Source organism: Micromonospora sp. NPDC005237 (assembly GCF_040607775.1).
In the GTDB taxonomy this organism is placed as follows: Bacteria; Actinomycetota; Actinomycetes; order Mycobacteriales; family Micromonosporaceae; genus Micromonospora.
Map to the genome: position 1 here is coordinate 249,106 of NZ_JBEXHJ010000008.1, position 26,324 is coordinate 275,429.

At 73.2% G+C, this 26,324-nt stretch carries 24 protein-coding genes; 10 read left to right on the top strand and 14 right to left on the bottom strand.

Annotated features, from left to right (window positions below):
- The first annotated feature begins 47 nt into the window (after window positions 1-47).
- The gene (locus tag ABZT87_RS23045; RefSeq protein WP_354860448.1) at window positions 48-662 is read left to right on the top strand and encodes a DUF1349 domain-containing protein; all 615 of its coding nucleotides are present in this window, start codon (window positions 48-50) and stop codon (window positions 660-662) included.
- Between the two features lie 95 nt (window positions 663-757).
- Window positions 758-1,429 (top strand): DedA family protein, encoded by a 672-nt coding sequence (locus ABZT87_RS23050; RefSeq protein WP_354860450.1) that lies wholly within the window; start codon window positions 758-760, stop codon window positions 1,427-1,429.
- 12 nt (window positions 1,430-1,441) lie between these two features.
- Here the strand turns inward: ABZT87_RS23050 and ABZT87_RS23055 are convergent, their stop codons facing one another.
- The 4 genes from ABZT87_RS23055 to ABZT87_RS23070 form a co-directional block, all read right to left on the bottom strand.
- Entirely contained in the window at window positions 1,442-3,007 is a 1,566-nt protein-coding gene (locus tag ABZT87_RS23055) for a cellulose binding domain-containing protein (protein ID WP_355137998.1), read from the bottom strand.
- Window positions 3,008-3,159: 152 nt separating this feature from the next.
- Window positions 3,160-4,563, bottom strand: coding sequence for a cellulose binding domain-containing protein (locus ABZT87_RS23060; RefSeq protein WP_354860452.1), 1,404 nt, complete (start codon window positions 4,561-4,563; stop codon window positions 3,160-3,162).
- 133 nt (window positions 4,564-4,696) lie between these two features.
- The gene (gene yidC, locus ABZT87_RS23065) at window positions 4,697-5,452 is read right to left on the bottom strand and encodes a membrane protein insertase YidC (RefSeq protein ID WP_355138000.1); all 756 of its coding nucleotides are present in this window, start codon (window positions 5,450-5,452) and stop codon (window positions 4,697-4,699) included.
- 99 nt (window positions 5,453-5,551) lie between these two features.
- Window positions 5,552-5,845 carry a DUF6412 domain-containing protein gene (locus tag ABZT87_RS23070; RefSeq protein ID WP_354860455.1) on the bottom strand — a complete coding sequence of 98 codons (294 nt, stop codon included), beginning with the start codon at window positions 5,843-5,845 and terminating at the stop codon, window positions 5,552-5,554.
- Between the two features lie 208 nt (window positions 5,846-6,053).
- Here ABZT87_RS23070 and ABZT87_RS23075 point away from each other — a divergent pair, with 208 nt between their 5' ends.
- From ABZT87_RS23075 to ABZT87_RS23085, 3 genes are all read left to right on the top strand, one after another.
- Window positions 6,054-7,190 (top strand): glutamate--cysteine ligase, encoded by a 1,137-nt coding sequence (locus tag ABZT87_RS23075; RefSeq protein WP_355063594.1) that lies wholly within the window; start codon window positions 6,054-6,056, stop codon window positions 7,188-7,190.
- Window positions 7,191-7,214: 24 nt separating this feature from the next.
- Window positions 7,215-8,594: an FAD-dependent oxidoreductase gene (locus ABZT87_RS23080; protein WP_355138002.1), complete on the top strand. Its 1,380-nt coding sequence runs from the start codon at window positions 7,215-7,217 to the stop codon at window positions 8,592-8,594.
- Between the two features lie 72 nt (window positions 8,595-8,666).
- Window positions 8,667-9,635 (top strand): LacI family DNA-binding transcriptional regulator, encoded by a 969-nt coding sequence (locus ABZT87_RS23085; RefSeq protein ID WP_354860480.1) that lies wholly within the window; start codon window positions 8,667-8,669, stop codon window positions 9,633-9,635.
- A gap of 107 nt (window positions 9,636-9,742) precedes the next feature.
- Here the strand turns inward: ABZT87_RS23085 and ABZT87_RS23090 are convergent, their stop codons facing one another.
- The 3 genes from ABZT87_RS23090 to ABZT87_RS23100 all read right to left on the bottom strand — a co-directional run bounded on the left by ABZT87_RS23090 (window position 9,743) and on the right by ABZT87_RS23100 (window position 12,617).
- Window positions 9,743-10,696, bottom strand: a complete 954-nt coding sequence (locus ABZT87_RS23090) for a carbohydrate kinase (RefSeq protein WP_355138004.1) — start codon at window positions 10,694-10,696, stop codon at window positions 9,743-9,745.
- Entirely contained in the window at window positions 10,693-11,958 is a 1,266-nt protein-coding gene (locus tag ABZT87_RS23095) for an AGE family epimerase/isomerase (protein ID WP_355138006.1), read from the bottom strand. The genes ABZT87_RS23090 and ABZT87_RS23095 overlap by 4 nt, the downstream gene beginning before the upstream one ends.
- Window positions 11,959-12,188: 230 nt before the next feature.
- Window positions 12,189-12,617, bottom strand: coding sequence for a nucleoside deaminase (locus ABZT87_RS23100; RefSeq protein ID WP_355138008.1), 429 nt, complete (start codon window positions 12,615-12,617; stop codon window positions 12,189-12,191).
- Window positions 12,618-12,803: 186 nt separating this feature from the next.
- Here ABZT87_RS23100 and ABZT87_RS23105 point away from each other — a divergent pair, with 186 nt between their 5' ends.
- Window positions 12,804-13,670: an aminoglycoside phosphotransferase family protein gene (locus tag ABZT87_RS23105; RefSeq protein ID WP_355138010.1), complete on the top strand. Its 867-nt coding sequence runs from the start codon at window positions 12,804-12,806 to the stop codon at window positions 13,668-13,670.
- A 59-nt stretch (window positions 13,671-13,729) separates the two neighbouring features.
- Here ABZT87_RS23105 and ABZT87_RS23110 read toward each other — a convergent pair whose 3' ends face one another.
- Genes ABZT87_RS23110 through ABZT87_RS23120 form a run of 3 tightly spaced genes read right to left on the bottom strand, consistent with a single transcriptional unit; the run spans window position 13,730 to window position 15,676 of the window.
- Entirely contained in the window at window positions 13,730-14,539 is an 810-nt protein-coding gene (locus ABZT87_RS23110; RefSeq protein WP_355138012.1) for a DNA-formamidopyrimidine glycosylase family protein, read from the bottom strand.
- Between the two features lie 56 nt (window positions 14,540-14,595).
- Window positions 14,596-14,796 carry a DUF397 domain-containing protein gene (locus ABZT87_RS23115; RefSeq protein ID WP_354860466.1) on the bottom strand — a complete coding sequence of 67 codons (201 nt, stop codon included), beginning with the start codon at window positions 14,794-14,796 and terminating at the stop codon, window positions 14,596-14,598.
- On the bottom strand, window positions 14,789-15,676 hold the full coding sequence (locus ABZT87_RS23120) for a helix-turn-helix transcriptional regulator (protein WP_355138014.1): 888 nt from the start codon (window positions 15,674-15,676) through the stop codon (window positions 14,789-14,791). Before ABZT87_RS23120 ends, ABZT87_RS23115 begins: the two co-directional genes overlap by 8 nt.
- 375 nt (window positions 15,677-16,051) lie before the next feature.
- On the opposite strand from ABZT87_RS23120, the gene ABZT87_RS23125 reads away from it, so the two are divergent.
- The 4 genes from ABZT87_RS23125 (at window position 16,052) to rocD (ending at window position 19,968) form a co-directional block, all read left to right on the top strand.
- Window positions 16,052-16,306: a hypothetical protein gene (locus tag ABZT87_RS23125; RefSeq protein WP_355138016.1), complete on the top strand. Its 255-nt coding sequence runs from the start codon at window positions 16,052-16,054 to the stop codon at window positions 16,304-16,306.
- A 111-nt stretch (window positions 16,307-16,417) separates the two neighbouring features.
- Window positions 16,418-17,281 carry a thrombospondin gene (locus ABZT87_RS23130; protein ID WP_355138018.1) on the top strand — a complete coding sequence of 288 codons (864 nt, stop codon included), beginning with the start codon at window positions 16,418-16,420 and terminating at the stop codon, window positions 17,279-17,281.
- 657 nt (window positions 17,282-17,938) lie between these two features.
- On the top strand, window positions 17,939-18,754 hold the full coding sequence (ddaH, locus tag ABZT87_RS23135) for a dimethylargininase (protein WP_354860482.1): 816 nt from the start codon (window positions 17,939-17,941) through the stop codon (window positions 18,752-18,754).
- Window positions 18,754-19,968 carry an ornithine--oxo-acid transaminase gene (gene rocD, locus ABZT87_RS23140; RefSeq protein WP_355138229.1) on the top strand — a complete coding sequence of 405 codons (1,215 nt, stop codon included), beginning with the start codon at window positions 18,754-18,756 and terminating at the stop codon, window positions 19,966-19,968. The genes ddaH and rocD overlap by 1 nt, the downstream gene beginning before the upstream one ends.
- A gap of 140 nt (window positions 19,969-20,108) precedes the next feature.
- On the opposite strand, the gene ABZT87_RS23145 is transcribed toward rocD, so the two are convergent.
- The 4 genes from ABZT87_RS23145 to ABZT87_RS23160 all read right to left on the bottom strand — a co-directional run bounded on the left by ABZT87_RS23145 (window position 20,109) and on the right by ABZT87_RS23160 (window position 26,319).
- Entirely contained in the window at window positions 20,109-21,263 is a 1,155-nt protein-coding gene (locus tag ABZT87_RS23145; RefSeq protein ID WP_355138020.1) for an FHA domain-containing protein, read from the bottom strand.
- Complete coding sequence (locus ABZT87_RS23150) at window positions 21,260-21,553, bottom strand: 4a-hydroxytetrahydrobiopterin dehydratase (RefSeq protein ID WP_354860475.1); 294 nt, start codon at window positions 21,551-21,553, stop codon at window positions 21,260-21,262. The genes ABZT87_RS23145 and ABZT87_RS23150 overlap by 4 nt, the downstream gene beginning before the upstream one ends.
- Before the next feature lie 127 nt (window positions 21,554-21,680).
- On the bottom strand, window positions 21,681-22,733 hold the full coding sequence (locus ABZT87_RS23155; protein WP_354862674.1) for an acyl-CoA desaturase: 1,053 nt from the start codon (window positions 22,731-22,733) through the stop codon (window positions 21,681-21,683).
- Window positions 22,734-22,866: 133 nt separating this feature from the next.
- Window positions 22,867-26,319 carry a hypothetical protein gene (locus tag ABZT87_RS23160; RefSeq protein WP_355138022.1) on the bottom strand — a complete coding sequence of 1,151 codons (3,453 nt, stop codon included), beginning with the start codon at window positions 26,317-26,319 and terminating at the stop codon, window positions 22,867-22,869.
- Window positions 26,320-26,324: the final 5 nt, after the last annotated feature.

Below are 26,324 nucleotides of genomic sequence, written 5' to 3' on the forward strand. Positions count from 1 at the left end.
GCCAACCCGGGCGGCGGGGTCGAGCGCGGTTGGTTACCGTGCCGGTCATGGAGATCGACCTCGTACCGCCGAGCGAACCGCTGGACTGGGCCCGGGGCGCCTGGCTGCACCCGCCGGTCCGCGCCGAGGAGGGCCCGGCCGGCGAGCTGGTCGTCGAGGCCGGGGCGGAGACGGACTTCTGGCGGCGGACCAGCTACGGCTTTGTCCACGACAACGGCCCCGCCCTGCTGGCGCCGCTGCCGGTCGGCGCCGCCATGGAGGTGAGCTTCATCCTCGACTTCTCGGCGCAGTTCGACCAGGCCGGTGTGCTGGTCCGGGTCGACGAGGGGACGTGGGTCAAGGCGGGCGTCGAGGTCAGCGACGGCGAGTCCCAGCTCGGCGCGGTGGCGACCCGGGAGTTCTCCGACTGGTCGGTGTCCCCGGTCCCGGGGTGGACCGGCCAGGAGGTGACCGTACGGGTCAGCCGGGCCGGCGACGCGCTGACCGTACGGGCCCGGGTCGCGGATGCGGCCTGGCGACTGGTCCGCCTCGCTCCGTTGGACCCGGCGGCCGAAGCGATGGCCGGCCCGTTCTGCTGCGCGCCGACGCGCGCCGGCCTCACCGTGGTGTTCACCGGTTGGCGGCAGGGCCCGGCCGACACCGCGCTGCACCCGGAGGGCTGACCCGGCCGGCGTGGCAGGGCTCACGCGCAGGTGTGTGCCGCCGGTCGCTGGGTATGACCTTCCGATCCCCGGTAGCCGGATCGGAAGGACGACCAATGGCGTACGCCCAGACTGGTGACCCGTCCGAGTTCACCGGCCTGACCGGGTGGGTGGCCTCGGTGATCGAGGCGACGGGCCCGGTCGGCGTGGCGCTGCTGGTCGCGTTGGAGAGCATCGTCCCGCCGATCCCGAGCGAGATCGTGCTGGCCATGGCCGGTTTCCTGGCCCACGAGGGTCGGTTCAACGTCGTGCTCGTGGTGCTGGCCGCGACGGTCGGCTCGCTCGTCGGCGCGCTGGTGCTCTACTGGCTCGGCGCGGCACTGGGCGAGGAGCGGCTCAAGCGCTGGCTGGACCGCATCCCGCTGGTGGACCGCGACGACCTGGAGAAGGCCGACCGCTGGTTCGAGCGGCACGGCCGGTGGGCGGTGCTGATCGGCCGGGTGGTGCCGGTGGTCCGCAGCCTGGTCTCCGTCCCGGCCGGGGCCAACCGGATGCCGCTCGGTGAGTTCGTCCTGCTCACCACGATCGGCAGCGGGGTGTGGAACGCGCTCATCGTCGGCGCCGGCTACGCGCTGGGCAGCCGCTGGCAGGACGTCGGGCGGTACAGCGACTGGTTCAATTACGCGATCATCGCGGTCTTCGCCGTCATGCTGGTCAGCTGGGTGATCCGTAAGGTCCGCCGGCGCCGGGAGCGCGACGACCGGCGGTCGGTGACCGCCGGTCGCTGATCCGCGTCGCGCTCAGTTGAACTGCGCGCTGATCGACGTGAACTCCCACGTGTTCTGCGCGATGCCGGAGCAGTTGGAGACGACTCCCCCGCCCGGGCACGGCCGGTCCCGGTTGACCGACCAGAACGTGAACCGGCTCAGCCCGCGCGCCTTCGCCCAGTCCCGGATCTGGGTCCAGGTGGCCGGCGAGGTCAGCTCCTGCTGGTCGGAGAGCCCGTTCATCCCGGAGATGCCCATGTGGGCGTACGCCGTCGCGTCGGACCAGCCGAAGGCCGTCTTCAGCGTGTTCTTCAGCCCCTCGGCCGCGTTGACAGTGCTCTGGTACATGTTGGCTCCGCCGCCGAAGTCGAACGGCATGATGGTGAAGGTGTCGATGTTGGCGCCCAGCGCGGCGGCCTGGTTGATCAGGCGGGTGCCGTAGTACGACGGGCCGGTGGTCGACGTGCCGAACGTGATGATCGTCTTCAGGCCCGGGTTGTTCTGTTTGACGATCTTCAGCGCGCCGAGGATCCGGTCCTGTACGACCTCGTTCTCGAACTCGTCGCTGTTCTCGATGTCGATGTCGATCGCCTTGAGCCCGAACGCGTTGATCACCTGCTGGTACGCGCCGGCCAGGGCGCTGGCCGAGGAGCAGTTCGGGCCGAGCTTGTTGCCGCTCCAGCCGCCGATGGACGGGATCACGTCGCCGCCGGCCGCCCGGATGGCCGCGATGGTGCTGGCGTGCGCGCCGCCGGTGAGCGGGCCGCTGCCGTCCCAGGCCGGGGTGCAGCCGCCACCGGAGAGCACGAACGCGATGGTGAACCACTTCACGCCGGTCGCCGACATGACGGTCGCCGGGGCGGGCGGGTCACCCCAGCCCGGGTAGAGGTAGGGCGCGACGGCCATCGAACCGCCGCCACCGGTGCAGCCGGTGGTGCTCGCGGCGACCGCCGCCGACCGCGCCGACTCCCCCGCCGAGTTGTACGCGGCGACCGTGTAGCTGTGCGCCGAGCAGGCGGCCAGGCCGGAGACGGTCGTCGAGGTGCCGGTGACGGTGGCGCGCACCGTCGAGCCCTCGTACACCCGGTAGCCGGTCACCGTGCCACCGACCGCGTTCCAGGCCAGCGAGACCGCCGAGGCGGTGGCGCCGGTGACCCGCAGGCCGCCGGGCGTGCCGGGGGCTCCCGGTGGGGTGGTGGGGCCGCCCGAGCAGGACGCGCCGTTGACCGTGCAGTTGGTGGGGTCACCGGTGCCGGCGACGATGAAGCCGAACGACGTGCTCGCGCCGGCGGCCAACGCGCCGTTCCAGGACTGGTTGCGGGCGGTCACGTGCTGACCCGAGCTGGTCACCAGGGCGTCCCAGGCCGACCCGACCGTGCTGCCGGCCGGCAGGTCGAACTGCACGTCCCAGGAGGTGATCGCCGTGGACGTGTTGTTGGTGACGGTGAACTTCGCCTCGTACCCGCTGCTCCAGCTGCTGGTGCGGGCGAAGGCGGCGGTGGCGGCCGACGCGGCCGGCGGTGCCACGACGGTGACCGCCACCAGTGCGGCGGCCAGCGCGACGGCGAACGTCGCCACGCGGGGGGATCGGAGTTTCACGGTGGCCTCCAGGGACCGGTGTGGTGGGGGATGTCGCCCGTCGTCGAGCGGCGCTCGGTCGTGCGGGCGGGTGGTGCCGATGCCCTGCGCGGCCGGGTGGTGTGCGGGCCGCGCAGGTGGTGCGCCGACGCCGGTACGGGCGTCGGCGCCGCTCAGGGCAGGGTGTCCAGGTGCGGGGCCACCGTGCGGGCAAAACCGTTGCCGTTGCTGACGTCCCAGTTCACCGACCAGGTCATCGCTCCTCGGATGCCGGGGTAGGTGCGCGGCGGCCGGAAGCTGCCGCAGTTGGTGCCCCGGGCCAGACAGTCCAGCGCGGCGTTGACCACGCTGGGCGCGACGATGCCGCCACCGGCCGCGCCCGGTCCGGCGGGCAGGCCGAGGCCGACCTGGTCGGGGCGCAACCCGGCCTCCAGTTGGATGCAGGCCAGCGCGACGATGAAGTTCACAGTGCCCTGGGCGTACGCGGCGTTCTGGTCGCAGCCGAGCATCGCCCCGGAGTTGTAGAACTGGGTGTTGACGACTGTGAGGATGTCCTTGATGTCGAGCGCCAGCTTGAAGTAGCCGCCGGCCGGGTTCTGCATGTCGATGGTCTGCGGCGCCATCGCGATGATCAGACCCGACCCGACCTTGGCCCGCAGCGCGCGCAGCGCCTGCGCCATGTACGTCGGGTTGAGCCCGTTCTCCAGGTCGATGTCGATCCCGTCGAAGCCGTAGCGGGCGATCAGCGCGGCGGCCGTGTCGGCGAAGACGGTGGCCGAGGCGGCGTCGTTGACCGTGACCCGCCCGGCCTCGCCGCCGACGGAGAGGATGACCCGTTGGCCGCGGCTGTGCAGGGTACGCACATCGGCGGTGAAGTCCGCGTCGGTGTACCCGCCCAGCGCGGCGGCGAGCCCGGGGTCGATGCCGAAGGTGAGCGCGCCGGGCGTCGTGGTCGCCTCGGCGAAGGCGACGGCGACCAGGTCGTACTCGATGGGGACGTCGCGCAGCCGCAGCTCGACGGCGGGGTTGTCGAAGTTGTGCCAGTAGCCGGTGAGCAGGTGCTTCGGCAGCCCGCCGGTGGGCGGTGGGGTCGTCGGGGGTGCGGTGGTCGGGGGTGCGGTGGTCGGCGGCGGGGTGGTCGGCGGCGCCGTGGTCGGCGGAGGCGTGGTCGGTGGGGTGCCGCCGCCGCAGGGCGCCCCGTTCAGCTGGCAGCCGCTCGGCGAGCCGGAGCCGCTGGCCAGGAAGCCGAAGGAGACCGAGGCGCCCGGGGCGATGGTGCCGTTCCAGGACCGGTTGGTGAAGGTGTGCCGCTGCCCGGCGGAGGTGAGCAGAGCGTCCCAGTAGCTGCCCAGGGTGGTGCCGGCCGGCAGGTCGAAGGCGAGGCTCCACCCATTGATGGTCGAGCCTCCGCCGTTGGTGATGGTGTACTTCCCCTCCCAGCCGGAGCCCCACTCGGCGGTCTTGACGAAGCTGGCGGTGGCGCCGGCCGCGAGCGCGGGCAGCGCGACCCAGACCGCGCCGAGCGTCGCGGCGAGCGCGGTGACCAGGGACAGGACAAGGGATCTGGCAGGCTTCATGCGGCCCTCCGCGCCCGACTGGGCATCCATGGACGTCAACGTTGCCGCTAATTATTAAGACAGTTAACTGTTTCTGTCCAGGGGTGCCGAGCAACGGGAGGGCCCCGGCGGTCACCAGGGCCCTCCCCGGCCGTCAGCGGTGGGAGTTGTCGGCGGGCGACGGGGCGGCCTGGGGACGGCGCAGCACCGCCTGCTCCAGCGCCGACCAGGCGGTCGTCGTCACCAGGTAGATCACTGCCGCGAGCGGCAGCACCAGCGCCACCAGCACGGTCGTGAACGGCAGCAGGGGCAGCAGCCGGCCGAGCGTGGCGGCGCCCGGCCCCTCGGTGGGCGTACCGGCCACCGTGCCGACCGCCGCCGACGCCCGGCGTGCCCGCCGCGACGACCACCAGGCCAGCACCAGCAGCGCGACAAGCAGGACGACGAAGAGCGGCCCGGCCGCCCCGGCCAACCCGTCGCTCACGTGATGGCCCAACGGCACCCCGGCCAGCCGTTCGTCCAGCAGCCCCGTGCCGCCCTCGTCGGTGGCGAACAGCCGGTACAGCACCAGCAGGAACGGCGCCTGGAGCAGCAACGGCAGGCAGCCGGCGACCGGGTTCGCGCCGGCCGAGCGGTACAGCGCGAACACCTCGCGCTGGAGGGTCGCCGGGTCGTCGGCGTACCGCTGCTGGAGATCGCGCACCCGGGGGGCGAGCGCCGCGCGGCGCCGTTCCCCGCGGACCTGCGCGACGGTCAGCGGTGCGATGAGCAACCGGACGGCGATGGTGAGCAGCACGATGGCGACGACGGTCGCCGTGCCATCGGCCAACGGTTCGAGCAGATCGGTGAGCCAGGACAACGCGGTGCCGGCGGCGCCGACAACGTCGTGCAGTGGTGCGAAAGCGAGCATGGGAAACCCCTCGGTCCGATTCCGGTGGGTCCTCCCCCGGCGGTGGCCGCCGGCGCGAAGGACCGGTGACGGTGGGATCGGCCGCGCGGCGGTGTGGCGCTACGCGGCGAAGGGGCGTCCGGGTGCGCGGGGGCGAGGTCGTCCGGCGGCGTCCGGGTCGATCTGGCGGGGAACCCGGCGACCTCGGGCGCGGGCGCGTAGCCCGGCCCAGCGTCGTGCGACGCCCGTTGCCCCCGCGTGGGCGGGCACGTGCGCGGCGAGCAGCGCGGCGAACAGGACCAGGGCGGTCAGGGCGGCCCCCGCCAGCAGGTCGGCCGGGCGGTCCGCCAGCATGGTGAGCTGGGCGAACGCGGACATCCACGCGACCCAGAGGAAACCCAGCGGCACCGGCACGGGCTCAGCATAGGACCGGCTGTCACGCCGCCCGGCCGAATCGAGATCGCCCCGACCGGCTGATCCGCGCGGCACCACGCGCCAGTTGTGGCCGACACGCGCGGGCAGCGCGCCGTCCCACGTTTCCGGGCGTTGCCACTGTGGGTAACCAAGCGGCCGACCGACGCGGACGGACCCGCGAGAGGCAGAAACGGACGGTGGTGTCGCGATGACGGGCCAGCTGGCGGAGGCACCCGGCGGGACGACCGCGGGGACCGATGTGCTCACCGTGGGTGTCGAGGAGGAGTTTCTGCTCGTCGACCCGCACACCGGAGCCGCGGTGCCCGCAGTGGACCTGGTGCTGGAGCAGGTGCCGGCGGAACTGCGCGGTCAGGTGGAGCGCGAGTTCCAGACCAGCCAGATCGAGATCGGCAGTCCACCCGGCCTTGAGCTGTCCTCGATCCGGCACTCCCTCGGCGTACTGCGTAAGGCCCTCGCCGACGCGGCCGAGCGGGCCGGCGTACGACTGCTGGCCATCGGCACCGGCCCGGTGGACGGCCCGGTGCCGCCGGTGGTCGACAAGCCCCGCTTCGACCGGATGATCGAACGTTTCCGGCTGCTCGTTCCCGGCCCCGGCAACAACGGCATGCACGTGCACGTGGGCGTCCCCGATCCGGAGACCGGCGTGCAGGTGCTCAACCACGTCCGGCCGTGGCTGCCGATGCTGCACGCCATCACCACCAACTCGCCGTTCGCCGGCGGCGAGGACACCGGCTACGCGAGCTGGCGCTCGGTGGAGTGGGAGCGCTGGCCGTCGGTGGCGCCGACGCCCTGGTTGGAGTCGCACGAGCACTACCAGCGGCTGATCCGTCAGTTGATCTCCAGCGGGGTGATGCTCGACGAGGGGATGCTCTACTGGTACGCCCGGCTGTCGGCGAAGTACCCGACCGTGGAGCTGCGGATCGGCGACGTCTGCCCGACGGTGGACGATGCGGTGCTGGTCGCCGCGCTGGTCCGGGCACTCGTGGCCACCGCCATGGCCGACGTCGAGGCGGGCCGGCCGGCCCTGCGCACGGACCACCACCTGCTGGTCGGCGCGCACTGGAGGGCCGCCCACGACGGCCTGGAGGGCGACGGCGTCGACGTCACCACCGGCGAGCTGCGCCCGGCCTGGGAGCTGCTGGACCGGTTCGTGGAGCGGGTGCGGCCGGCGTTGGAGCAGCACGGCGACTGGGCGGAGGTGTCCGACCTGTTGGGCGGGCTGCGCCGCCACGGCACCGGCGCGGCCCGGCAGCGTGCCGTGTACGCCCGTACCGGACGGCTCGTCGACGTGGTGCAGGACGTGGCGCGACAGACCCGCGGCTGAACACGCCCGTGACAGGATGATCCCGTGGCGCAACGACTGATCGTCATCGGCGGGGATGCCGCCGGCATGTCGGCGGCATCCCAGGCGCGACGCCGCCGCGGTCGTGACGACCTGGAGATCGTGGTCTTCGAGCGCGGTCACTTCACCTCCTACTCGTCGTGCGGCATCCCGTACTGGATCAGCGGGGTGGTGTCCGGCCCGGAGGAGCTGATCACGCGGACGCCCGAGACGTTCCGCACGCAGTTCGCCATGGACGTGCGGATGCGGCACGAGGTGACGGCCATCGACCTCGAACGGCGCGAGGTGGTCGCCCGGGACCTGGAGGGCGGCGGCGAGGTCCGCGAGCGCTTCGACGACCTGGTGTACGCCGCGGGCGCGGTGCCGGTGCAGCCACCGTGGGCGGACACCGACGCGGGCGGCGTGTTCGGGATGCAGACCCTCGACGACGGTGCGGCCCTGCGCGCCTGGCTGGACGCCGAGCCGCGGCCGCGCCGGGCCGTGGTGATCGGTGGCGGGTACATCGGCGTCGAGATGGCCGAGGCGCTGATCGAGCGGGGCCTCGCGGTGACCCTGATCGAGGCGAGCGAACAGCCCATGGCGACGGTCGACGGCGACATGGCCGAACTCGTCGCCGAGGCCATGCGCGGCCTCGGCGTCACGATCCGCACCAGCCTGCGGGTGACCGGCCTGGAGCAGCGGGACGGCCGGGTGTCCGCGGTGGTCACGGCCGAGGGGCCGATGCCGACCGACGTGGTCGTCCTGGGTCTGGGCGTACGCGCGAACACCGCGCTCGCCACGGCTGCCGGCTTTCCGATCGGGCCGACGGGTGGCATCCGGGTGGACCGCCGGATGCGGGTGCCGGGGCTGCCCGGGGTCTGGGCCGCGGGCGACGCCGTCGAGACGCTGCACCGGGTCAGCGGAATGCCGGTGCACGTGCCGCTGGGCACGCACGCCAACAAGCAGGGCCGGGCGGCCGGCATCAACATCGGCGGCGGGTACGCGACCTTCCCGGGCGTGATCGGCACGGCGGTGACCAAGGTCTGCGACCTGGAGGTGGGTCGCACGGGCCTGCGCGAGTCCGAGGCCGAGGCGGCCGGCTTCGAGTTCGTCTCGGTGGTCGCCGAGTCGACCAACCGGGCCGGCTACTACCCCGGCGCGCGGATGATGACCGTCAAGCTGATCGCCGAGCGACCCAGCGGCCGGCTGCTCGGCGCGCAGATCGTCGGCTGGTCCGAGGCGGCCAAACGGATCGACACGTTGGCCGTGGCACTGTGGAACGGCATGACGGTGGATGACATGACCGCGCTCGACCTCGGCTACGCTCCGCCGTACGCGCCGGTCTGGGATCCGGTGCTGATCGCCGCCCGAAAGGCGGTCGACGCGCTCGCCGCTCTCGACCGCTGACCCGCGCCCGCCGTGGAGGACCACCCCGTGACCCAGACTCCGACCAGGTCGGCCGCCCGCCGACGCCCGACCATGGTCGATGTCGCCCGGCACGCCGGGGTCAGCCTGAAGACGGTCTCCCGGGTGGTCAACGACGAGCCGGTGGGGCAGGAGCTGCTCGGCCGTGTGCTGGCCGCCATCGCCGAGCTGGGTTTCCGGCGCAACGACATCGCGCGCAACCTGCGCTCGCGGCAGCTCAACGCCACCGTCGGGCTGCTGATCGAGGAGATCGCCAACCCGTTCTACGCCACCATCGCGAGCGTCGCCGCCGAGATCGCCGCCGCGCACGGCACCATGTTGATCACCGCTTCCTCGGAGGAGGACCCGGAGCGGGAACGCGCCGTCCTCCAGGACTTCACCCAGCGTCGGGTCGACGGGCTGCTGGTGGTGCCGGCCGGTCCCGACCACTCGTTCCTGCGCCGCGAGGTCGAGCTGGGCATGCCGGTGGTCTTCCTGGACCGGCCGCCGCAGGGACTGGTCGCGGACGCCGTGCTGCTGGACAACCGAGGTGGCGGCCGGGCCGGGGTCGGCGCACTGCTCGACGAGGGGCACCGGCGGGTGGGTCTCCTGCTCGGCGCGCCGAGCGTCCCCACCATGCGTGAGCGGCTGGTCGGCGCGCGGGCCGCGCTGGCGGCGGCCGGAGTCGAGCCGGACGACTCGCTGGTCCGCGACCGCCTGATCGCTCCCGAGGACGCCGGCCGGGCGGTCGCCGCGCTGCTCGACCTCCCCGACCCGCCCACCGCGTTCTTCTGCGGCAACAACCGGCTCACCGTCGGCGCCCTCGCCGAGCTGCACCGCCGGGGCAGCGACGCGGCGTTGGTCGGCTTCGACGACTTCGAGCTGGCCCACCTGATGCCCCGGCCGTTGACGGTCGTCGGGTACGACACGCGGGAGCTGGCCCGCGTGGCGACGGAGCGCCTGTTCGAACGCATAGCCGGCGACGACTCCCCGCCGTCGACGACGGTCCTCCCCACCCGCCTCCTACACCGAGGCCTCTCCTAACCAACCCACCCCCGGGGCGATCATGGACTTGTGGTGCCTCGCGTATGCCGCGAAGTGGTGGTAAACGCCCACCACAAGTCCATGATCGCCCCGGGCAGGGCAGCGGGTCAGGTTGCCGTGGTCAGGAGGGCTTCGACTTCTGCTCGGGTCGGAGGGCTGGCACCTCGGCGGGCGCAGGTCAGCGCGGCCACCGTGGCCGCCTGGCTTAGCACCGTCGTCCACTGCGACTCGGTCACCGCGGCGAGCCGGTCGGCCGGCCGGTCACCGAGCGCGTCGATGTCGGCCAGCGCGGCCAGCAGGCCACCGGTGAACGAGTCGCCGGCGCCGACGGTGTCGACCACTGTGGTGCGTACCGCCGGTTGTTCGTGCAGTGAACCGTTCGGGGCGAGCAACCACGCGCCCTCGCCGCCCCGGGTGACCACCGCACAGGACACCCCGGCCTCGCGCCATTCGGCAAGCACGTCGCTTACCGAGCGGTCCGGGTAGAGCCAGGTCAGATCCTCGTCGCTGGCCTTGACCAGGTGCGCGAGGCGGATCTGGCGGCGTGTCCTCTCCTGCTCCGCGGCCCGGTCCGTGACGATGCTCGGGCGGAGGTTGAGGTCGATCGAGATGGTCAACCCGTCACGGTCGCGTTCGCGGGAGAGCAGGCCCTCCAGCACCTGCGCGCCGGGCGCGAGCGCGAGCGCCAGCGACCCGGTGTGCAGGGCCGTCGCCGACGATCCGGCCAGGTCGGGCAGCTCCTGCGGGGTCCACTGCCAGTCCGCCGCGCCGTAGAGCCGGAACTCGTAGCTGGCCTGCCCGGTGGTGTTCAGGGTGGCCACCGCCACCGAGGTGGGCTCGGCGGCGCGGACCGCCCACCGCAGGTCCACCCGGTTGGCCGCCAGGTGCTCGGCGATCTGCCGGCCGTACTCGTCGGGGCCGAGCCGGGCCAGCAGCCGCACCGGCTCGTCGAGCCGCGCCAGGGTGACCGCCACGTTCGCCGGGGACCCACCTGGCACCGCCCGCTGCCCCTCGGCGGTGACCACCAGGTCGATGAGGGCCTCGCCCGCCACCACGATCATGCGGTCACCGCGCCGGGGGCGAGCGGGCCGGGACCACCGAGCCCGCCGGCCGAGCGGGACAGCAGCACCGCCTGGTACGCGTGGTAGACGTCCGGCCGGCCGTGCCAGACCGTGTCGGCGGGCAGGTTCCGCTCGTCCAGCTCGTGCCGCCAGCCGGTGCCGTCGATCAGGTAGCGGCGCGCGTACGCCCAGAAGACCCGGTACCAGTCGGCGTAGACCGCGTCCCCGGTGCGGCGGTGCAGGGTGATCGCCGCGCCGATGGCCTCGGCCAGCACCCAGTGCATCCGGGAGCGGACCACCGGCCGGTCGTCCCAGTCGATCGTGTAGACGAAGCCGTCGGCGCCGTCGACCGCCCAGCCGCGCCGCACGGCGGCCGCGAAGAGGGTACGGGCGTCGGCGAGCAGCCAGCCCGGCGGCTGCGGCAGGACCGCCTCCATCTCCAGCAGCAGCCGGGCCCACTCCAGCCAGTGGCCCATCGTCGAGCCGTACGGCCGGAACGGGTCGGCGGGCTGGTCCCGGTTGTAGTCGAGCAGGGGCGTCCAGTCGGCCGTGAAGTGCTCGGGCAGCCGCCAGTCGTGCCGGGCGGCCTCGGTGTGCACCAGGTGGGTGGCGATCCGCAGCGCCCGGTCGGTCCAGCTCGCGTCGCCGGTGGCGGCGGCAGCGGCGAGGAACGCCTCGACCATGTGCATGCTGCTGTTGGCGCCGCGGTAGTCCTCGGTGACCGTCCAGTCCCGGTTCCACGATTCGCGGACCGCGCCCGCGTCGTCGTCCCAGAACCGGTCCCGCACCACGGCGAGCACGTCGGCGAGCAGGCGGTCCGCGCCGGGTCGTCCGGCCCGGGCGGCGCTGGACGCGGCGAGCAGCACGAACGCGTGGTCGTAGCCGGCCTTGCGCTCGTCGGTCGGCGTGCCCTGCTGGTCCACGGCACCGAACCAGCCGCCGTACCGGTCGTCGCGCAGCAGCGTGCTGAGCGCGGCGACGCCGTGGTCGACGAGGGCGGCGGCATCCGGGTCGCCGTTGCGGTGGGCGAGCGCGGCCACGTGGGTCATCCGGCAGGTGATCCACGTGTAGAGGGGTTCGCCACGGTCCGGGGTGCGGTCGTCGGTGAGCCACCAGAACCCGCCCTCGGGGCGGACCGCGCGACGGGCGGTGTCGAGCAGCGTGTGGGTCTGGTCGGCGAGGAACCCGTCCAGGTCGGGCAGGTCGGGTGACCCTGCCGGGGCAGGGGTCGTTTCGGTGTCGGAGCGGGGCACGTCGGTCATCTCAGCTGGTCACCGTCGAGGAGCGAAGGGGCATACGGCAAGGATCGGCGGACGAACCGGGTCCGCGCCGGAAAACCCGCTTACGGTACGCCGGGAGCTGGCCGTCCGACCGCGGTGCGACACGGAGGGAATCAAGAGGGGCCATTATTCCCTTTTGTCCGTTGACATCGTTGTCACTCATCAACCCTGCTCCGGCAGCCGGGCCACTGTCAACTTCCGGTGCGCTGCGGCTAGTAGTAGTTGTCGATCGGCTGGCGCGCCTCGTCGAACAGCGCCGGCCCCTCGTAGCGGACCGGAGGCAGCGCCGGGGTGGTGGCCGGCTTGACCTCCTCGAACTGCTCGCCGGACAGGGCGTACACCACCCGGCCGAGGCCGGACCGGTCGATCGCTGTCGCGCACATCGGGCAGGGCTGGCAACTGGTGAACATGGTGGTGCGGGCGGCCACGTCGCGCGAGAGTTCCCGAGCGGCCCAACGGGCCAGCTTCAGTTCCGGATGAGCCGTGATGTCCGCGTCCGAGACCACGGTGTTGTGATCCTCGATCAGAACGGTGCCGTCGGCGTCGACAAGCAACGAGCCGAACGGCCGTTCGCCGGAGGCCCCCGCCTGGCTGGCGAGTTCGACGGCGCGGCGGAGAAAGGTCTCGTCCTCGGGTGTCATCGGTCCTCCTGAGATGAGTGGTACGCGGCCACGGCCGCAAGGGTCCGCCAGGCACGTTCGGGCTCGGGATCGGTGCCCGGGGCGAAGTTCGGTACGGTCACGCCAATCCGCACGGGTCCCACGCTAGCCACAGTGGACCCGGCACGCGAACACCGTGGTGGCACGGTGGATGCCACGGGAGGCTGGATGGATCTGCCGGAGGGACTGGGCTGGATACGGGGGTCAGCGGTCGGCCGGGCCTGGCTGGCCACACTTCCGACGCTGCTGGCGCAGTGCGCCGAGCGGTGGTCGCTGCGACTCGGCCCGCCCTTCCGGTACGCGTACGCCTCCCTGGCGCTCCCCGCCGACCTGCCCGACGGCACGGCGGCGGTGCTCAAGCTTCAGTTCCCGACCGGGGACAGCCAGCACGAGGCCGACGCGCTGGCCCACTGGGACGGCGACGGCGCGGTCCGGCTGCTCGCACACGACCCGCAACGGCACGCCCTGCTGGTGGAACGCTGCCAACCCGGCACGCCGCTGTACGAGCTGCCGCTGGACCGGGCACTGGACGCGGCGACCCACGTGCTGCCCCGGCTCTGGCGGCCGGCCGGCACGCCGTTCACCCCGCTCACCGAGGAGGCCGCCGGCTGGCTCGACCGGATTCCCCGGAGTTGGGAACGGACCGGCCGGCCGTACGAGCGGCGGCTGCTCGACGCGGCGTGCGCCCTGCTCGTCGACCTGGCGTCGAGCCAGGGCGAGCAGGTGCTCGTCAACCAGGACCTGCACGCCGGCAACATGCTCGCCGCCGACCGCGAGCCCTGGTTGGTGATCGACCCGAAGCCGCTGAGCGGTGAGCGGGAGTTCTCGGTCGTGCCGCTCGTGCGCGGTCCGGAGCTGGGCCACTCGCCGGCCGCCGTCCGGCACCGGCTGCACCGGCTCAGCAGCGACCTCGGGCTGGACGCCGAGCGGGTCCGGGGTTGGACGATCGGCCACACGCTGGCCTGGAGCATCGACGGCGAGGTCGTCTTTCCGCACCAGATCGAGGTGGTCCGCTGGCTGCTCGACGGCGAGTGACGCCCGGCCGGCGGCCACGCTGGCCCCGCATCCCGCGATCAAGCGCGGGCGGCGGCCGGTCAGCCGGCCTGGCAGGTGCGGCACCAGTAGAGGTTGCGGCCGGCCAGTTCCCCGCGACTGACCTCGGTGCCGCAGATGTGGCAGGGCGCGCCGGGGCGGCGGTAGACGTACACCTCGCCGCCGTGGCGATCGACCCGCGGCGGGCGGCCCATCGCCTCCGGCAGGTGGACGTCGCGCACGGTGTCGATCCGCCCGTGCCGGAGGGCGAGCCGCATCAGCTCGACCAGGTCGACCCAGAGCGCGTCCCAGCCGGCGCGGGTCAGGTTGCGGCCGGGCATCGTCGGCGACAACCCGGCCCGGAACAGCGCCTCGGTCACGAAGATCAGCCCGGTGCCGGCCACCACCGACTGGTCCAGCAGCAGCGCCGCGAGGGGCGTGGGGCTGCGGGAGATCCGGGCGTACGCCCGCTCGGGGTCGGCGTCGGCGCGCAGCGGATCCGGCCCCAGGCGCTCGCGCAGGGCGGTGACCTCGGGCGGGGTGAACAGCTCGCAGGCGGTCGGGCCGCGCAGGTCGAGCCAGTGCCGGTCGCTGGCCAGCCGCAGCCGCACCTGGCCGACAGGCTCGGGCGGCTCCCCCGGCCCGTCGGTGAACTTCCCGTACAGGCCGAGGTGCACGTGCAGGGTCAGCTCGCCGGCGTAGTGGTGCAGCAGATGCTTGCCGTACGCCTCGGTGCTCTCCAGCACCGTGCCGGACAGCCGGGCCGCGCCCTCGGCGAAGCGGCCCTGCGGGCTGGCGGCGTGCAGCTTGTCCCCGGCGAACAGCTCGGCGTTCCGGGCCGCCAGGCGATGAATCGTGTGTCCCTCTGGCACGGGACCCAAGGATAGTCAGCGGCAGCCGGCCGGGCCGAATGAGCAGTGCGGTCACGTCAGCCCAGGCGCTGCTCCTTGACGTCGGCCACGAACGACGCCCAGGCGCGCGGAGGGAAGACCAGGGCGGCCCCAGACGGGGCCTTGCTGTCGCGTACGGCAACGACGCCGGGGAGGTTGTCGGCCACCTCGACGCAGTCACCGCCGCTCCCGCCGCTGCGGGTGCTCTTGCGCCAGGTGGCACCGGCCAGGTCAGTCATGATGCTCCTCGATGATCGAAGTGATCATTTTCTCTGATTCTGCCTCAGTCGACGCCAGCGTCTCCAGATCAGACCAGACATGTTCGAAGGCGGCCACCTCGGCTGGCTTGTCGAGATAGAGCGCTCCGGTGATGTTCTCCAGGTAGACGGTGGTCGGCTCGGTCGACGCCCTCCCGAACGCCTGCGGGAAGCCCAGCAGGACGAAGGTGCCGGTCTCGCTGGCCAGCGGCGGACCGGCGGCGAGCGGCAGCACCCGCAGGCTGACGTTCGGCAGCAGCGCCGCGTCGAGCAGGTGGCGCAACTGCCCCACCATCGCCCGCCGGTCGGGGATCGTGCGCCGCAGCACCGCTTCGCTCAGGACGACCCGCAGGACCGGCGCGGTCGGCAGCCGGCGGACGAGGATGCCCTGCCGTTGCAGCCGGACCTCGACCAGCTTCTCCCGATCCTGCGCGCTCATGGTCGGGTTCTTGCGGCGGAAAAGCTCGCTGGCGTATTCGCGGGTTTGCAGGAGGCCGGGGATCAGCTCGGAGTCGTATCGGCGAATCAGACTCGCCGACGATTCCAGGCCGACGTACAGCGAGAACCACGACGGGACGACATCGCCGTACGAATGCCACCACCCTTTGGCGCGAGTCTCTTTCGCGAGCGCGGCGACGATCTCCCGCATATCGTCGGGCACCCGGTAGAGAGCGCACATCGCGCGGGCGTCCACCACGCGCACCGGGACCAGCCCCTTCTCGATGCGCCACACCTTCTGCCGCGAGCAGTCCAGCGCCGCGGCCGCGGCGTCCAGCGTCACCGAGGCGTCCTCGCGGAGCTGGGTGAGCAGCCGGCCGAGCTGTCGCCGAGGGACCGTGGACCCGCCTGTTTCATCCGTCATGCAACATCACCGCACCCTTCCTGCAACACCGATTGTTTCGCCCCGCACACATTTCTTTTCCATTCCTCGTGCGTCAATACGGCTTGAGAGTAGGACGGGGTGGAGTTGTTGCACAAGGGGGCCAGCGTGGAACAGGCTGTCACGTATCGGGGCCTCGAAAAGAACGCCGGGAATGGCGTCGGCAACAATTCGGCGGAAGGATGCCGCGGTGCGCGTGTCGTACAACGAATACCTCTTGGTCACCGCGCTGACCCTCGCCCGTCGGCATCGCCCGGTCTGGAGCTGGAGGCGCTGGCGCAGGGTGTGCCGCTGCGGCGCGGAGCTGCCCTGCCGGGCCCGCCACCGCATCCCGATCAACCGTGGGCACTGGCCGACGTGACCGAGCTGAAGCCCGGCGACCTCCTGCTGATCGGGGCGGCCTGCTCGGTGCAGTTCTCCGGCGACCGCGAGCTGCGGCTGCGACTGGTGAGCGTGGACGCGCGCCCCACGTACCACGGGTGGGTCTGGCTGACCGGCTACGTGCTGGACGACAGGGGCCTGGCCGTCGACAAGCGGGAGCTGTACGTGCAGCGGGCCGGGCTGCGGGTGCTCTGCGCCGCCCCGGTGCCGGGCAGGTCGGTCCGCGCGTGATGGGCGTACCCGGAATTGGTGTCAGGAAACGCCCAACGGGGTAGTTGAGGGCGGTACCGCGTGGGTGCCACCCGTTTCGTCGGCCACCACGCATTCATCAGGAGGTGTGTAGTGGTCAGGATTCCTTCGCTGTCCCGCCGGTCCGAGCCGGCGCCGACGCGGGACGAGAACCTCGACGGGCGCGTCGACGGCAACGACACCCCGGTCGCCGACCGGGACAGCAGCACGGCGGTCACCGACACCGGCCGGCCCGACGACGTCACCGGCCGACCGGTGGCAACCGACCGGGACGCCGACCAGACGACGTACCGCAGCACGACGGCGACCGGCGACCAGGCCGGCGAGGCCGAGCGGCGTGCCGCGGAGCGCGCGGCGGTGGCCCGCGCCGCCACCGCCCGCCCGGTGGAGGGCGACTCCCGGCCCGGCGCGCTCCGGTCGGACGGTCCGACCCGGGCGAGCAGCGCCGCGGCGACCGCCCCGACCATCGAGCGTGACACCGACCTCGACCGCACGACCCGACGCCCCGAGAGCGACACGGACCTCGACCGGACGACCCCGCGACCCGACCCGACGGACCGCGTCGCGACCGACCGCCCGGTCGACCCCACCCCCGGCCACACCGAGCCGGAGCCGCCGGTGACGCGCGGCCCGAAGCCCCGGGCCAGCCTGCTCGCCACCCTCGGCCTGATCGTCTCCGTCGCCGGTGCGCTGTTCGTGCTGACCGGCACCCTGGCCGGGTACGGCATCGGGCTCGGCGCGTTCGGCGCGGTGCTCTCGGTGCTCGGCCTGATGGCCACCCGCCGCCGGCACGTCGCCGGCAAGACCGACGCGCTGTTCGGCGTGCTCATCGGCCTCGCGGCGGTGGTGATCGGCGTGCTGGCGATGACCGGTCAGTTCGACTGGCCGACCACCGACGGTGACTGGGTGCAGCGCTTCCGCGAGTGGCTTGACTCACAGTTTGTCGACCGTTTCTAGCGGGCACTTTTCGGCTCGCCGGTGATGCACCGGCGCGGCCGGCGGTTCGCCGGCAGCCCGCAGGTGGTTCACCGATCGGGCAACACCCTTTCAGGGGCGGCGATTCGCCGCCCCTGAAGTGTGTCCGGGGTCCGCACAGGCCGTCTCCAAGAGGGGACAGCGCGCGCACCCCCGCCTCCCTCCGCTCCCTCTCTTGAGCCCCTCTCCGCCTCCTTCTTCCTCTTCCTCCTCTTCCTTCTCGCTCCTGCCTTCCGGCTCACCTTCCTCCTCCTTTCGTCCTTTGCTCTGCTTCACCCCAGGCAACACGTTGCGTCCGATTACCGGACGGCAGGTGTTGCCTCCGCTGAAGCAGAGCAAAGGATGCGCCCACTGCCCCCGCAGCCGGCCCGCACGTTGACCCGCAGACGGACGGTGTCACGCACACGGACGGTGTCGTCGCACAGGCCACGTCGGGTGACGCGGAGCACCAGTCAGCCCTGACCGGCCTATCTACGCAACGAATCGCGGCCGCGCAGGCCTCACACGCAACGGATCTGCGGTCTGCGCAAGTTCTGGTGGTGGATCCTGCCGGTCGCGCCGCATACCGTTGAGCAACGGCGCCAGCCCGTGGGCCACGGTGGCCGGGCGCGCCCGACCCCTGGGAGCAGGACAATGACGATGGACGCCACCAGCCAGCGCCTGTTGATGTGCCGGCCGACGTACTTCGCCGTCGACTACGCGATCAACCCGTGGATGGACCCGAGCGCTCCGGTCGACGCCGCGCTGGCCGTCCGACAGTGGGAGCAGCTGCGCCAGACGTACCTTGACCTGGGCCACACCGTCGAGGAGATCACTCCGGTGCCCGGCCTGCCCGACATGGTCTTCGCCGCCAACGGCGGCACCGTGATCGACGGCAAGGCGATGGCCGTGCAGTTCCGCGACCCGCAGCGCGCCGACGAGGCGCCGGCCTACCGGGCCTGGTTCGAGGCCGCCGGCTTCGAGATGTACGACCCGAAGCACGTCAACGAGGGCGAAGGTGACGTCCTGCTGGCCGGTGACCACCTGCTCGCCGGCACCGGCTTCCGCACGGCGCACGCCTCGCACGCCCAGTTGCAGGAGGTCTTCGGCTACCCGGTGATCACCATGCAGCTCGTCGACCCGCGCTTCTACCACCTGGACACCGCGCTGACCGTGCTCGACGAGCGGACCGTGGCGTACCTGCCGGAGGCGTTCTCCCCCGGCAGCCAGGCCGTGCTGCGCCGGCTCTTCCCCGACGCGGTGCACGCCACCATGGCCGACGCCGAGGTGCTGGGCCTGAACGCGGTCAGCGACGGACGGCACGTCGTGCTGCCCGCGCAGGCCACCGACCTGGCCGCCAAGCTGCGCGACCGGGGCTACGAGACCATCGGTGTCGACCTGTCCGAGCTGCTCAAGGCCGGCGGCGGACCGAAGTGCTGCACGCTGCGACTCCGTCAGGGAAAGGCAAGCAAGTGATCGTGGATGACATCCTGCGTACGCCGGGAGCGGTCCGGGACGCCGAGCGCTGGACGGCGCACAACTACCACCCGCTGCCGGTGGTCATCTCGTCCGCCGAGGGCGCCTGGCTCACCGACGTGGACGGCCGCCGCTACCTGGACTGCCTCGCCGGCTACTCGGCGCTCAACTTCGGCCACCGGCACCCGCAGCTCATCGCCGCCGCGCACGCGCAACTGGATCGGCTGACGCTGACCAGCCGCGCGTTCATCCACGACCAGTTCGCCGACTTCTGCCGGGAACTGGCCGAGCTGTGCGGCAAGGACCTCGTGCTGCCGATGAACACCGGCGCGGAGGCGGTGGAGACCGGGATCAAGGTGGCCCGCAAGTGGGGCTACCAGGTCAAGGGCGTCACCCCGGGCCAGGCCAACATCGTGGTCGCCGAGGGCAACTTCCACGGCCGGACGACCACCATCGTGAGCTTCTCCACCGACGAGGACGCCCGCGCCGACTTCGGGCCGTACACCCCGGGCTTCACTGTCGTGCCGTACGGCGACCTGGAGGCGCTGACCGCCGCGATCGACGAGAACACCGTGGCCGTGCTGCTGGAGCCGATCCAGGGCGAGCAGGGCGTGGTGGTGCCGCCGGAGGGCTACCTGCCGGGCGTACGCCAGGTCTGCACCGACCGGAACGTGCTCTTCATCGCCGACGAGATCCAGTCGGGTCTGGGGCGTACCGGTCGGACGTTCGCCTGTGACCACGAGGGCGTCGTGCCGGACATGTACCTGCTCGGCAAGGCGCTCGGCGGCGGCATCGTGCCCGTCTCCGCGGTGGCTGCGAACGCCGACGTGCTCGGCGTGCTCAAGCCCGGCCAGCACGGCTCCACCTTCGGCGGCAACCCCCTCGCGTGCGCGGTGGCGATCGAGGTCGTCCGGCTGCTGGCCACCGGCGAGTTCCAGCGCCGCTCGGCCGAGCTGGGCGAGCGGCTGCGGGCCGGCCTGGAAGGGCTGGTCGGCAAGGGCCTCGTCGAGGTACGCGTACGCGGCCTGTGGGCCGGTCTGGACATCGACCCGGCCCTGATGAGCGGCCGGGAGGCCTGCGAGCGCCTCGCCCAGCGCGGCATCCTCGCCAAGGACACCCACGGCTCCACCATCCGGCTCGCCCCACCCCTGGTCATCACCGAGGAAGAGATCGACCTCGCGGTGGCGCAGCTGGCGGAGGTACTGACCGCCTGACCCTCGCGTTGATCATGAAGTTATTGCCCGCTGCCGCGGCGTGTCGTGGCAATAACTTCATGATCAACCGGGGTCGGCGCGCTGGGGCGGCACTGGGTGGAAGGGCGGGCGCCGAAACCCCCGGCGCCCGCCCTTTTGCGTTAGGGGCGGGGTAGGCGCATCGCCATCGTGGGGGCCTCGGCCATCACCGAGGTGGGGGTGAACGGGGCGCCGGTTGGCAACTCCTCGGCGCGGCCGATCTGCACGCCGGGGTACAGCTCGATCATGTCGTTCTCGCCCAGCACCCGGGACTGCTGCGGGGCCAGGGGGATCCGGTCCGCCTCGTTCATCGACCCGGCCGGCCGGATGCCGGAGCCGTTGGTGCTGACGTCGGTCACGATGACCTCACCGACCCGCAGCTCGAAACGGACGTGACCCCGGCTGATCCACCGCCGGGCCTCGTCGTTGAGCCACTGGCCGAGCATGATCCCGCCCTCCTGCTCGGGCGCCCGGCCGGCCACCACCGGCTGCTCCTCGCTCAGCACGAACCGCCGTCGCACCAGGCCACCCACGCGCACGGCCAACACCTCCGTACGCGGACGCGGGCCGCCGTCGCCGAGCCGCGCGCCGTGTCGCGGGCAGGTCGGCACGCCGTTGCGCAGCGAGGGCGGCGGCTGCGCGGCCGGGCTGCGGTCCGCTCCGCCGGCCAGGTCGGCGAACGCGCCACCCCCGCCACCACCGCCGAACAGCGCGCAGCCCGACTCGGGGCAGCGCCACTGCCGGGCCAGCAGCTTCGCCCCGGTCGGCGAACGCTTGCCGGCCACCGGGGCGTGCCCGCCACCGACGTGCGCGATGAACACCGGCCCACCGGCGCCCGGCACCGGGGCGACCACCCGGCCGGGCTGCTCGACCAGCCACGGGAACCGCCCGCGCAGCCCGTCGAAGCGCACCCGGCTGAGCACCGGAAGGCCGAGCAGGTCGGCGACCTCCAGCATCCGGTCCCCCGGGTTGTCGAGCACCTCGACGAGCCCGTCGTCGGCCCAGCGGCGAACCACCATCCGCTCGTTCGAGGTCAGGTCGGCGTCGGAGAGCAGCGCCCGGTGCACCACGGCGTACACCTGGACGCTGTCCTCCTCCAGCTCGCGGGAGAGCGCGTCGATGACCATGCCGAGGCGCAGCAGGCTCGCCGGCCGGCCACCGTCGATGTCCTGGTAGCGGATGATCTCGGCCAGGTCGAGCACCGCGCGGGCCAGCGAAGGGTCGGTGCAGACCCGCCCCTCGATGGCGTCCAGAACCTTGCTGATCTCGAATCTCATGCCGCACTCCGGACGATGTCGTCAATCCGCCGGGCCAGCTCGATGTCCCGGTGGGTGACCCCGCCGGCCGAGTGCGTGACACAGCGGAAGGTCAGGGTCCGCCATCGGATGTCGATGTCGGGATGGTGGTCGAGCTCCTCGGCCACCGCCGCCACCCGGTCCACGACCGCGATGGCGTCCGGGAAACTGCCGAGCTGAACGGTGCGGCCGATGCCGGTCGGGTCACCCGACCAGTCGGCCAACCCGCCCAGCTCTTTCCGCACCGCGTCCGCGGTGAGCAGGTCTGCCATGACCAGACCCTACCGGTGGCGTGTCCAGCGAGCCGTACGCGCCACCGCCAGTTGAGGCACGCAGACGCCGGCGGGGCGGCATCACCCGATGCCGCCCCGCCTGTCGATCTCACGTCAGCCGCTCTGTTCAGCCGCGCAGCGGCCGGCCCACCTCGTGCAGGTGGCCGAGCGCCTGCCGGTACGACTCGATCAGCCCGGTCTCCGCGTACGGGATGCCCTGCTCGACGCAGTAGGCGCGGACGATCGGCTGCGCCCGGCGCAGGTTCGCCCGGGGCATGTTCGGGAACAGGTGGTGCTCAATCTGGTAGTTGAGCCCGCCCAGCGCGGTGTCGACCAGCCGGCTGCCCCGCACGTTGCGTGAGGTCAGCACCTGCTTGCGCAGGAAGTCCAGCTCGTCCTCGGCGGTCGGCATCGGCATGCCCTTGTGGTTCGGCGCGAACGCGCAGCCCATGTAGAGGCCCCACAGCCCCTGGTGCACGGCGGCGAAGAGCAGCGCCTTGCCCGGCGACATGACCGCCAGCAGCAGCGCCACGTAGCCGGCGGTGTGCGCGAGGAGGAGCCCTGCCTCGACCGCGCGGTGCCGCATCGGGGTCGCGTACCGGCCACTCTGCTCGCGGCCGATGATCGCCCGGATGCTCGCCACGTGCAGGCTCAGACCCTCAAGGAAGAGCAGCGGAAAGAAGAGGTACGCCTGCCGGCTGGCCATCCAGCGGTGTGCGCCCCGGGTCTCCAGCGCCTGTTCGGGAGTCCACGCCAGGGCGCCCGCGCCGACGTCCGGGTCCTCGTCCTCGTGGTTCGGGTTGGCGTGGTGCCGGTTGTGCTTGTCGACCCACCAGCCGTAGCTGATCCCCACCGCCGCGTTGCCGGCGACCAGCCCGACGACCTGGCTGGGACCGCGTCGACGGAACATCTGGCGGTGCCCGGCGTCGTGACCGAGGAACGCGACCTGGGTGGTGGCCACCGCCATCACGGCCGCGAGCGCCACCTGCCACCAGGAGTCGCCGACCAGGAACACGGCGACCCAACCGGCCACGAAGGCGCCGAGGGTGAGCACGAGGCGGGCAACGTACGAGGCAGGTCGCCGCTCCAGCAGGCCGGCCTGACTGATCCGTCGGGACAACTGTGCGTAATCACTACCCCGCCGTCGTACCGGCGGTTCCGCCACCGCTCCGAGCGCCATTGCTGCTCCTGTTCCGCTTGCGCCCGAACCAGGATGGTTCGGGGTCAACGTCAGTCTCCCCGCATCGGTTGCGGTGAGTAACCCTGACAACCCCCGGATGGGGGGTAGGGCGGGCCCTACCCCCGGCCTCGGTTCAGCCCAGCCGGGCCACTGCGGCGCGCAGTCGGGCCAGGTCACGGCGCCGCCGCTCGTAGCTGGCGGCCAGCCCGATCAGCGCCAGCCCGCCGGCGCCCAGGTAGATCCACCGGGGCAGCAGGTCCCAGCCACGGGCGATCTCGTGCAGCGCCAGGACGGCCAGCACCGCACCGCCGAGCAACACCGGGGCCTGCCAGCGGCGGCTGGCGCCGGCCAGCACCGCGCCCAGCGCCGCCGCGCCGAGCAGCAACCGTCGCCACGGCTGCGGATCCGGCCCGGCCATTACCGACACCAGGCTCGGCAGCAGCGCCGCGACCAGCCCCGGGCCGAGCGCCGGCCAACTCGTCAGCCCCGGCCGGGTACGCAACGCCAGCAGGCCCGCGCCGAGGGCGAGCCCCGCCGCCGGCAGGGTGTACGCCTCCAGCACGGTCACCCCACCGGCGGCGAGCAGCACCCACGCACCGAGCAACTCGCTGCCGGCGGCGATGGCGGCGAACCGCCACCGTCGACCGGCCGGCTCCCCCTGGCGCAGCAGCCGCAGCGCGACGGCCGCACCCCACAGCACGCAGACGGTCGCGAGCTGCTGCGCCACCTCGACGGTGAGCGCCGCAGCCACCCCCGCCACCGCCTGCGCGGCGGCATCCAGCACGCGCCCGACCGGTGCCCGCCGCCGGCTGGACGTGGCCGCGGCGGCGAGGACCAGCACGGCCACAGCCAGCAGCGGGTACGCCGCCGCCCGCAACCCCAGCCCGTTGGCGAGCGGAGCGGTCACCGCCAGCGCGCACGCCGCTCCCACGGCGGCGACGCTTCCGACGACGCGCACCTCGACCATCCGCGCTCCGACGGCGACGACCACCGCCGTCACCAGAAGCGTGCCCTCGGCCGCGAGCGTGCCGGACCTGGTGGCCAGGAGCACCGCCACGCCCGCCGCGGCCAACACCGCTCCCACGGGCACGGCGATCGACGCGAGCCCCGGACGGGGCGCCACCAGGGCGGCGAGCAGTAGCGTGGACACCCCGACGAGCAGGGTGGCGGCCGGCAGCACCGGCCAGGGCACACCGATCGCGACGAGCAGCACCGGCAGCGCGGCGGCGGCGAACGGCAGGCCGGCCAGCAGCGGTGGGCGCACCCGCCGACCGGCCAGCGCCGCGGCCACCGCCAACCCGACAAGCGCCAGCCCGGTGGGGAACAGCCCCCGATCGGCGGTCGCGGTCGGCGCCCCGGACCAGACCGGTTCCCAGATGCCGTACGGAAAGACCAGCGCGATGAGGATCGTCGGCAGCGCGGCCAGCACCGCGACCCCCGCCAGCACGGCACCCGACGCCCTCAGCAGACCCCCGATCGCCGACGGCCCCCCGACCGTCGACAATCCCTCGACAGTCGTCTGCTCCGCGGGACCGTCCCGCTCGTCGCCGAGCGCCGGCAGGCCCCAGCGGGCGACGAGCGCGACGCCCAGCGCCGCCAGCGCGGCGTACAGCGTCACGGGTTCGTTCCCCGCCGCCACCAGTGGCGCGACCCCGGCCGCGAGCACCGCGACCACGGCGCCCGGCACCGCGTACTCGATCAGGTCGACCCGGTGGCGACGCACCGCGAGCGTCGCGACCAGCGACAGCCCGGCGGCGATCAGCGCGGCCCGGGCCTGCCACCAGGGCTGCGCGCCGGCCGCGAAGAGCGCCACCGCGGCGATGGCGGGCAGCGCCAGGTGCGCGGCCAGCAGACCGACACCCGCCACCCATCGGTACGGCCCGTCGGCCGTCCGCACCGCCAGCGCCACCCCGAGCACGGTGCTGATGCCCAGCACCACCACGACGCCGAGCGGATCGGCCAGGGCCACCAGCAGCGCGTGCCCGATCAGAACGGCGCCGCCGGCCGCCCAGCCGAGCTGGGTGGCCGGTCGGGTCGTCGGGCGGGCCAGTACGGCGAGCACCAGGGCTACCCCGCCGGCCAGGTCCACGGCCACCACCGTCGCCCACGACGCTGTCCAGCCGATGGGCACGGCGAGCAGCACCACCACCGCGCCGGCCGTGGCCAGCCCCGCCCACCCGCGGCGGGGCAGCAACGACGCGGCCGCGGCCAGCGCCAGCGCCACGGCGGGCGCCACCTGCCAACCCCAGCTCAGATCCGGCCCCCACCCGGCCCCGTGCCAGGGCGGCAGCGACCGGGCGGCGGCGGCCACCGCCAACACACCGGCGATCGCCACGGCGACCTGCGCCGCACCGGCCGCGACCAGCAGCGCGCCGGCGCGCGGCCCGGGACGCCAGACGGTCGGCAACAGCCGTACCGCCCCGGCCAGGACGAGCGCGACCGTCGCCGCCGCGAGCAGCAGCAACGACGGCCGCAGCTCACCCACCGGGCGCAGCAGCGCGGCGGCGAGCACCGGCATCAGCAGGCCGGCGGCCACCGCCCGCGACGCCGTGCCGCCGACCAGCAACGCCGCGACGAGCCCGGTCACCGCGACCAGCAGCATCGGCACGCCGGCCAGCAACGGCGACCCCGCCGACCGCCCCAGCACCAACGGCACCAACGCACACGCGCCCGCGCCGACCAGCGCGCCGACGTGACCCAGCCCGGCGAGCACCCGACCGGCGAGCCGGCGTGCGTCGTCCCCATCGCGCAGCGCGACCAGCACCGCCAGATTCAGCACGGCCACCCCGAGCAGCACCAGCACCCAGCCGTCCGCGCCGGGCTCGGCCGGCGCCGCGAGCAACGGCAGCACCGGTTGCGCGACCACGAGGCCGGCGAACCAGGGCCCGGTCAACCCGCTCAACCGGCCGTACGCCACGAAGACCGCCGCGCTGGCCCCCCCGACCAGCGCGGCGTACCTGGTGCCCGGCCATCCGGCCACCTGGCCCAGGTTCACCGACCAGGCGGCGTACCCGTCCAGCAACACCAGCAGCAGCCCCACCGCGGCGAACGTCTCCGCCGTACCCCGCAACCCCCGGCGGACCGCCAGCAGCGGGCCGGCCAGGACGAGCGCCGTGACCGCCGCCAGGATCAGCGCCCGGCCACCGACCCCCACGGACGCCCAGGCCACCGCCGTGAAGACCACGGCCGCGGTGCCGAGCAGAAGTCCACCGAGGACGAACAGCAACCCCTGGACCGTCCGGGTCGAGGTCTCCGCCGCGCCGGGCCGCGCGTGCTCCCCCGCGCCACCGGGCGACGCCGACGCGACGACCTGCGCCGGCCCGACGACCGGTGCCCCCGCCGCCAGCCCCGCGCGGACGACCGCCGCCAGCTCGGCCCGCCGCCGCGAGGTGGCCGCCAACAGACCAGCCAACTCGGTGTACGTCCGGCGGGCCCGCTCCACCTCCGGACCGAGCCGATCCACCTCCCGCCCCAGTCGGACCACCTCGGCCGCGACCGGGTCCGGCGGGCGGCGGCAGCCGGCGCAACCGGCGGTCAGGTCGGCCGGGGCGCCGCAGGCGGGGCAGGGATAGCGGGTGTCGTCCACCCGGT